This window comes from Mycobacterium sp. (assembly GCF_049281135.1).
In the GTDB taxonomy this organism is placed as follows: Bacteria; Actinomycetota; Actinomycetes; order Mycobacteriales; family Mycobacteriaceae; genus Mycobacterium.
Map to the genome: position 1 here is coordinate 1 of NZ_JBAPRN010000376.1, position 1,742 is coordinate 1,742.

The 1,742-nt window shown below is 59.2% G+C and carries 1 protein-coding gene; it reads left to right on the forward strand.

The window, feature by feature from the left end; all coding sequences use genetic code 11:
- Positions 1-71: 71 nt before the first annotated feature.
- The coding region (locus tag WAN02_RS15165) for a Helicase associated domain protein (protein ID WP_422265025.1) at positions 72-1,742 on the forward strand (1,671 nt) is incomplete at its 3' end.

Below are 1,742 nucleotides of genomic sequence, written 5' to 3' on the forward strand. Positions count from 1 at the left end.
CGGCCACACCACGCATCTATTCGGCTCATGTCCTGAAGTCAGCGAAGGACGCCGGCTATGAATTCGCCTCAATGGACGACGAGGACAATTTCGGAAAGGTGTTCCACCGACTCACATTTCGCGAGGCGATACAGCGCAACCTGCTGACCGATTACCAAGTCGCCATCATCGGCGTCGATAACGCAACCTACCGGGACTGGGCTGAAAAGGCCCGGTTCATCACCGTAGACGGCAAGGAAGTGAAAGACGCCCGCTCGGTGGCTGGAGAAATCGGGCTAGCCAAAGCGATGCGCCAGTACGACCTGCACCGAGTTATCACTTTCCACCGACTTGTCAAGGGCGCTAAGGAGTTTAAGGCTTCATTTCCGGATGTGATCGACTGGCTGCCAACACGCCAGCGGCCCAAGGGCAAGCTGTGGACGGATCATGTTGACGGCGCGATGTCTGCCGGAGAACGTCAGCGCAGGCTGCAACGTCTCGGCGATATTAATGATGGCGAGCACGCGGTAATTTCGAACGCACGTTGCCTCACCGAAGGGGTGGACGTACCCACCCTTGACGGCGTCGCTTTCATCGATCCGAAAAGATCAGAAATCGACATTGCGCAGGCCGTCGGTCGTGCCATACGGCTTGCTGACGACAAGACCATTGGCACCATCGTCATCCCTGTTTTCATCGATACCGACGATCCGAATCCCGATGTCGTCCTTGAAGACTCAGCATTTAAGCCCGTTTGGGACGTGCTGCTGGCACTCCGGGCGCACGATGAAGATTTGGCTCAACATTTTGATGAGCTGCGCCGTTCCCTCGGGCGCTTACCGTGTGGCAGCCGTGGCGCATTACGACTTCCGTCCAAAATTAAGGTGGACATCCCGGCGGTGTGTGGTGTCGAATTCGCCCGCGCCTTCGACCTGCGAATCATCGAGCAGACCACTGCTTCCTGGGAGTTCTGGTTCGGTCTCGTTGAACAGTTCGTCGAGAGCCACGGCAACGCCCGCGTATTGCAGTCCTACACGATCGATGGCTACCGACTCGGCGCGTGGGTGACCAAGCAGCGCGCAAAGTACGGCAAGGGCACTCTAGATCCCGACCGCCGGTCCCGGCTGGAAGGAGTACACCCAACCTGGACCTGGGATTGGCGGACCGACCAGTGGGAACAGGGTTTCAGTCAACTCCTGCAATACGTCGAGAGCCACGGCAACGCCCGCGTATTGCAGTCCTACAAGATCGCCGGCTACCGACTCGGCGCGTGGGTGACTAAGCAGCGCGGTATGCATGCGAAAGGCAACCTTGACGCCGACCGAGAACGACGACTCAAAGAGCTCCCTGGCTGGAGTTGGGACCCCGCAACCGATCAATGGGAGGAGGGCTTCAACAAGCTCCTCGCCTACGTTGACCAAAATGGTCATGCACGCGTGCCCGCCGTTTGCTCTTTAGACGGCTACCCGCTCGGCACTTGGGCGACGCTGCAACGTGTTAACCACAGAAGAGGCACGCCTGACGCAGACCGTGAACGACGACTCAAAGAGTTGCCCGGCTGGAGTTGGGAACCCGACGCTGACCGGTGGGAGGAGGTCTTCAGCAAGCTCCTCGCCTACGTTGATCAAAATGGCCACGCCCGCGTTCCGGCGTTCTACGAGTTCGATGGCTACGGGCTCGGCGCGTGGGTCACCCACCAGCGCGTCAGCCACAACAAAGGCAACCTTGACCCCGACCGCGAACGACGACTCAAAGAGCTGGCC